The sequence below is a fragment of the Streptomyces sp. JW3 genome, assembly GCF_052216785.1.
GTDB lineage: Bacteria > Actinomycetota > Actinomycetes > Streptomycetales > Streptomycetaceae > Streptomyces.
Genome location: NZ_JBQOUX010000025.1, coordinates 45,368 through 51,885, shown reverse-complemented (window position 1 = coordinate 51,885; position 6,518 = coordinate 45,368). Strand labels below are relative to the sequence as shown.

Genomic DNA, 6,518 nt, shown 5'->3' with positions numbered 1-6,518 from the left:
GAAGGTCCGAAGGCGGAAGGTCCGAAGGCGGAAGGTCCGAAGGCGGAAGGTCCGAAGGCGGAAGGTCCGAAGGCGGAAGGTCCGAAGGCGGAGAGGAAGCCGGAGCCGGAGTCCGGGGCCGGGGATGTGGCGGCGCCCGCGGTCTTCTCGCCGGAGGGTTCCCGGCTGTTCCTGCGGGCCCGGTCGGCGCTGGCCCGGCTGGACGCCGACACGGAGGTGCGCGCGGACGGCGACGGTGACGGCGACGGCGGCATCCGGACCGACGCCGACGGGGACGGCGGTGACGACGGGGACGGCGGCGGTGGCGGCGGCCGGGAGACCGACGCGGCGGCCGAGCCCGGCGCCTCGCGGGACGGGACGTCGGACGGAGCCGAGGCGCCGGAGGGTTCCCGGGCGCCGGAAGGCCCCCGGGCGCCGCAGGGCCCCGAGGCGGCCGACGGGCACCAGCGCGCGGTGGCGGACCCGGAGGACACGAACGGGCCGGAGCAGCCCGCCCAGCCCACGCGGCGGGCCCTTGGGCACTTCACCGTGCCGACCGCGGTGGCCGTCGTGCCGGCCGCGGCACCCGCGCGGCGCCCGGTGGCCGAGGGCGGCTTCGACTTCTTCGGCAACAAGAAGCCGCAGCAGCCCGGCGCGGGGGCGGACGGCGCCGCCGGCGCCCTGGAGTCCGTCCAGAACGAGGATCTGGCCGACGTGGTGGGCCAGGAGGCCCTCGCCCTGCACAAGGCCGAGGAGGAGGCCGGGTTCAAGCCGGCCGGCGCGGAGTCCCGGGGCGTGGGCCAGGTCATCGACCTGACGGCGCACGACGAGACCGAGCAGATCGACATGGAAGGGCTGCGCAGCGCGGTGTCCTGACGGACGGTCGTGTCGCGGGGTCCTGTGGGACGGGTGCCCTGCGGCGGCCCGTCGGACGGCTGCTCGCGTCAGCCGTGCCCGCGTCAGTCGGGCTCGCGTCAGTCGGGCTCGCGCCAGTCGTGCTCGCGCCAGCAGCAGCCCGGTCCGCGTTAGCCCCGCTCGCAGCGGTCCCGCCCGCATAGGCACGCCCGGACCAGCCCTCCCCCGGACCAGCCCTCCCCCGGACCAGCCCTCCCCCGGACCAGCCCCCGGATCGTGCCCCCCGGGGGGCCCGCACCAGCCCTCCGGATCAACCCCCCGCCATCCACCGATCCGGCCCCGCGTCCCGCCTCCCCGTGCGGGAGCGTTCCGCCTGGGTGCGCAGCAGTTCCGCCGCCTCTCCGGCGTCCCGCTGCCACGCCGTCACCGTCTTGTTGGCCCCCGTGTCCACCCGTACGTTCGCCAGCCGCAGCGCCCGCTGCCAGGGGCCCTGGGTGAGCCGGACGCTCTGCGCCTTGGCGTGCGGGACCAGGGCCAGGACCCGCCGCAGCAGCCCGTACCGCGCGGCGAACACCTCGTCGGTCACGGCCAGCCCGTAGCCACGCCGCCACAGCGGCACCCGGCGCCCCGCGCGGCGCGGCGCGGGCGCGAGGGCGGCGGGCGGCGGCACCGTCACCCCGGGCAGCACCCGCGCGACGACGGACTCGGCGATCGCGCGCGGGGCGACCGGGAGGAGGACGGAGTTGGCGGAGCCGGCCACGTCGAGTTCGACCCGGACCCAGCCCCGGCGCCGCCACAGCACCGGTTCCACGATCCGTACCGTCTGCACCCGCCCCGGCGGCACCGTCTCGTGGGTGCGGTCCAGCAGCCCGTGGTCGATGCGGAGCCCGTCCGGTGACTCGGCCAGCGTCCAGTCGTACTCGCCGACGAACCGTCCCACGCTGCTCGCGCCCGCGCCGCCCAGCAGCGGTACGGCGGTCGCCAGTACCGTCCACAGGCTGTGGGTGGCCAGCCACAGCAGCGTCGGTACGATCACGGCGGCCAGCAGCGTGCCCCAGGTGGCGCCGGTGAGCAGCAGGGAGACGGCGATGACCCCGGGCGGTACGCGCAGCAGCTGCCGGGACGGGGCCTCGCCGACCCCGGCGGCGGCCTCGGGGGCGAAACCGGCCGCGCGGGCGAGCAGTTCGGCGCGCAGCGCGCGGGCGTGCTCGGCGCCCAGGAAGGCCAGTTCGTCCTTCTTGTCGGTGCCCACCACGTCGAGTCTGAGTTTGGCCACGCCCACCACCCGGGCCAGCAGCGGCTGGGTGATGTCGACGGCCTGGATGCGTTCGAGCCGGATGTGCGCGGTGCGCCTGAAGAGCAGCCCGGTGCGGATCCGCAGTTCCGTGCCAGTCACCGCGTAGTGGGTGAACCACCAGGTCAGGAAGCCGTAGAGGGCGACGGCCGGGATCAGGACGGCGAGGCCGATCAGCAGGGTGGCCGTGGTCAGCCGGGTGAGCTGGCGCTGGGCCTGGTCGGGGTCGTGCACGGCCCAGCCGACCAGGACGGCGACCGGGGCCCAGGCGCGCCGCAGCGGGGTGACGGGGTGCAGCCGCCGTTCGACGACCTGCCCGGCCTTCCCGTCCGCCTCGTCGACGGTCTTCACAGCCCCGCCGACCGGGCCTCGCCCAGCTCGGTGAGCCGGTCGCGCAGCCGTTCCGCCTCCGCCGGGTCCAGGCCGGGAATGGTGGCGTCGGTCGCGGCGGCGGCCGTGTGCAGTTGCACGCTGGCCAGCCCGAAGGACCGTTCCACCGGCCCGGAGGTCACCTCCACCAACTGCATCCGCCCGTACGGCACCACCGTCTCCTTGCGCCACAGCACGCCCCGCGTGATCAGCAGGTCGTCGGCGCGCTCGGCGTACCGCCAGGAGCGCCAGTTGCGCTCCACCAGCACCCGGCCCCAGGCCAGCGCGGCGAGCGGGAGCAGCGCGAAGGCGGCCCAGGCGGGCCCCGCGAACAGGCCCGGCAGCACCCCGGCGGCGACCGCCGCCAGCCCCAGCCACACCGTCAGCAGCAGCCGCCGTATCCGCAGCAGTCCCGGCGGCAGTCCCGTCCACACCGGCTGCGCCGCGGTCGCCGTACCCGCGTCGTCCGGGCTCCCCGTCTCCATGGGCCCAGCGTACGTAGGGGAGACTGGGTCCATGACTCCCACGACGGAGACCATGGTCGGCATCGGCGGCGCCGCGGAGAGCACCGACATGGTGCTGAACATCGGCCCGCAGCACCCGTCCACGCACGGGGTGCTGCGACTGAAGCTCGTCCTGGACGGCGAGCGCATCCTGCGCGCGGAGCCCGTGATCGGCTATATGCACCGGGGCGCGGAGAAGCTGTTCGAGGCGCGCGACTACCGGCAGATCATCATGCTGGCCAACCGCCACGACTGGCTGTCGGCGTTCGCCAACGAGCTGGGCGTGGTGCTCGCCGTGGAGCGGATGCTCGGCATGGAGGTGCCCGCGCGGGCGGTCTGGCTGCGCACGCTGCTGGCCGAGCTGAACCGGGTGCTCAACCACCTGATGTTCCTCGGCTCCTATCCGCTGGAGCTGGGCGGGATCACGCCGATGTTCCACGCGTTCCGGGAGCGCGAGGAGCTCCAGAACGTCATGGAGGAGGTCTCCGGCGGGCGCATGCACTACATGTTCAACCGGGTCGGCGGCCTCAAGGAGGACCTGCCGGCCGGCTGGACGGCACGCGCGCGTGCGGCCGTTTCCGCGGTGCGCTCCCGGATGGACGTCTTCGACGACCTGGTGCTCGGCAACGAGATCTTCCGGGGGCGCACCCGGGGGGTGGGCGCGCTGTCGCCCGAGGCCGTGCACGCGTACGGGGTGAGCGGCCCGATCGCCCGCGCCTGTGGCGTCGACTTCGACCTGCGCCGCGACGAGCCCTACCTGGCCTATCCGGAGCTCCAGGACACCCTGCGGGTCGTCACCCGCGCGGAGGGCGACTGCCTGGCCCGCTTCGAGTGCCTGCTGGAGCAGACGCACAACGCCCTCGACCTCGCCGACGCCTGCCTGGACCGGTTCGCCGAGCTGCCCCCGGGGCCGGTCAACCAGCGGCTCCCGAAGGTCCTGAAGGCGCCCGAGGGCCACACCTACGCGTGGACCGAGAACCCGCTCGGCATCAACGGCTACTACCTGGTCAGCAAGGGCGAGAAGACCCCGTACCGGCTGAAGCTGCGCTCGGCCTCGTACAACAACATCCAGGCGCTGGCCGAGCTGCTGCCCGGGACGCTGGTGGCGGACATGGTGGCGATCCTGGGGTCACTGTTCTTCGTGGTCGGGGACATCGACAAGTAGCGGCGCCGCGACGCCGACCGGCTGGAGCAGCCAGCCGAAGCCGCCGAGGCCGCCCGGGGCGGTGAGTTCGGCGGCCGCTCCGGCGTCCGCGAGGGCGCGTACGTAGGCGACGGGGTCGCTGGACGCCAGTGCGAGCGGGGGGCGCGCGCCGGAGAGGCCCAGGGCGTGCAGGGCGGCGCGCTGGGTCAGCAGCCGGCCGCCGGGGAGCAGACACGCGTCCAGCGCCACATGGGCCGTGACGTCGCAGGACCCGTCCGGCACCGGCCGTGTCTCCCGGCCGTCGCGGAACCCGGTCAGCGTCCCGTAGGGCGGCCGGGCGGCCGCCGTGTGCGCGTAGTCGACGGCGACCGCGAGCCCTCGGTCCAGGGTGGCCACCGCCGCCGCCCAGGCGGTGTCCCGGGGCAGCCCGATCTCGGCCCGCCGGCCCTCCTCGGGCGGCAGCGGCCACCAGCGCGCCAGCCACCCGGCGTCGCTCCCGCCGACCGGCTCCCCGAGCCGCTCGGCCCCGTCGCTCCGCACCAGGACCCGCCGCGCCACCCCGTCGGCGTCGGTCGCCACGACCTCCACCGGTACGTCGTCCAGCCACTCGTTGGCGAACAGCAGCCCCGTGACACCGCGCGGCGGCTCGCTCCGCCACTCGATCCGGGCGTCCAGCCCGGCCGGTCGGTCCGCGACCTCGACGGCGTGCACCCGGGTCCGGACGGCCACGTCGGCCGGCAGCGCGGCGAGCACTCCGCCCGCCAGCTCCCCCCGCCCGGCCGCCATGTCCACGAAGTCCAGCTCCGCCGGCCGGCCCAGCGCCTCGTCGAGGCGGCACAGCAGCCGTGCCACGGCGGCGGCGAACAGCGGCGACGCGTGCACCGACGTACGGAAGTGCCCGGCCGGGCCCTCGGGGCTGCGGTAGAAGCCGTCCGGCCCGTACAGCGCGGCCTCCCAGGCGTCCCGCCAGCCCCACCACTCGTGCGCTGCCACTCCTGTCACCGCCTCAGGCTACGGAGCGGGGGCGTGCGGGTGCGCATGGCCTCCACCTTGCGGAGTACGCGCGCCCGCTTGGGATCGGCCCTCCGGTTGACCCCTGCACCTATCGCGCTTCCCTACGCTGGGTTACGTGCAGCGCCTCTACGACTTCCTCCGCAGGCACCCGACCGGGGTGGACGCCTTCTGGGCCCTCGTCCTGCTCGGGATGTCCCTGGTGTCCACGGGCGCGAGCCGGGCCGGACGGGGGACGGACGCCCCGGCGCTGATCGTCCCGTTCGCCGTGCTGCTCTGCCTGGTGGTGGCGGTGCGCAGGCGGCTGCCGGAGAAGATGCTGCTGCTGTCCGCGGTGCTCGGCGCGGGGCAGCTGGTGCTGAACGTCTCCACCATGCCCGCCGACTTCTCGATGCTGGTGATCGTCTACACGGTGGCCGCCACCGGCGCCCGCTGGGCGTCCCGGCTGGCGCTGGCCATGGGGCTGTGCGCGGCGCCGGTGGCGCAGTTGCGCTGGCCCAGCGAGTACACGGGCGTGTCGGGCAACATCGCGCTGACCGTGTTCATGACGGTGCCGTTCGCGCTGGCCTGGGTGCTCGGCGACTCCATCCGCACCCGCCGCGCCTACTTCGCGCAACTGGAGGAGCGCGCCGCCCGGCTGGAGAAGGAGCGCGAGGCGCAGGCCAAGGTCGCGGTGGCCGCCGAGCGGGCCCGGATCGCCCGCGAGCTGCACGACGTGGTCGCGCACAACGTCTCCGTGATGGTGGTGCAGGCCGACGGCGCCGCGTACGTCCTGGACGCGGCACCCGACCAGGCCAGGAAGGCCCTGGAGACGATCTCCTCCACCGGCCGCCAGGCGCTCGCCGAGATGCGCCGGCTGCTCGGCGTCCTGCGCACCGGTGAGCACCAGGAGGCCGGGGAGTACGTCCCCCAGCCCGACGTCCAGCAGATCGAGCACCTGGTCCAGGAGTGCCGGGGCTCCGGGCTGCCGGTCGACTTCGAGGTCGAGGGCACCCCGCGCCCGCTGCCCAGCGGCGTCGAGCTGACCGCGTACCGGATCGTGCAGGAGGCGCTCACCAACACCCGCAAGCACGGCGGTCCGAACGCCGGGGCCAGCGTCCGGCTGGTCTACTTCGACGACGGGCTCGGCCTGCTGGTCGAGGACGACGGCAAGGGCGCCCCGCACGAGATGTACGAGGAGGGCGGGCTCGACGGCCAGGGCCACGGCCTGATCGGCATGCGGGAACGGGTCGGCATGGTGGGCGGCACACTGGACGCGGGCCCGCGCCCCGGCGGAGGATTCCGCATCAGCGTCCTGCTGCCCCTGAAACCGGCCCACTGACGACCACTCGCGAAGCCCGCCCCCTCAGGAACGGAAAAGAAC

5 protein-coding genes and 1 pseudogene are annotated in these 6,518 nt (G+C 75.0%); 3 read left to right on the top strand and 3 right to left on the bottom strand.

Going from position 1 to position 6,518, the window contains the following annotated elements:
- Positions 1 to 855: pseudogene (locus ACTT8P_RS13410) on the top strand (hypothetical protein); the annotation flags it as partial.
- A gap of 289 nt (positions 856 to 1,144) precedes the next feature.
- Here the strand turns inward: ACTT8P_RS13410 and ACTT8P_RS13405 are convergent.
- Entirely contained in the window at positions 1,145 to 2,479 is a 1,335-nt protein-coding gene (locus ACTT8P_RS13405; protein WP_442831841.1) for a PH domain-containing protein, read from the bottom strand.
- A complete protein-coding gene (locus ACTT8P_RS13400; protein WP_442831840.1) occupies positions 2,476 to 2,982 on the bottom strand; it encodes a PH domain-containing protein in 507 nt (168 codons plus the stop codon). The genes ACTT8P_RS13405 and ACTT8P_RS13400 overlap by 4 nt, the downstream gene beginning before the upstream one ends.
- Before the next feature lie 31 nt (positions 2,983 to 3,013).
- On the opposite strand from ACTT8P_RS13400, the gene ACTT8P_RS13395 reads away from it, so the two are divergent.
- Entirely contained in the window at positions 3,014 to 4,165 is a 1,152-nt protein-coding gene (locus ACTT8P_RS13395) for an NADH-quinone oxidoreductase subunit D (RefSeq protein ID WP_442831839.1), read from the top strand.
- Here ACTT8P_RS13395 and ACTT8P_RS13390 read toward each other — a convergent pair.
- Positions 4,130 to 5,146, bottom strand: coding sequence for an SAM-dependent methyltransferase (locus ACTT8P_RS13390; RefSeq protein WP_442831838.1), 1,017 nt, complete (start codon positions 5,144 to 5,146; stop codon positions 4,130 to 4,132). The two genes, ACTT8P_RS13395 and ACTT8P_RS13390, sit on opposite strands and share 36 nt — an antisense overlap.
- A gap of 127 nt (positions 5,147 to 5,273) precedes the next feature.
- On the opposite strand from ACTT8P_RS13390, the gene ACTT8P_RS13385 reads away from it, so the two are divergent.
- Entirely contained in the window at positions 5,274 to 6,476 is a 1,203-nt protein-coding gene (locus tag ACTT8P_RS13385) for a sensor histidine kinase (RefSeq protein WP_442831837.1), read from the top strand.
- Positions 6,477 to 6,518: the final 42 nt, after the last annotated feature.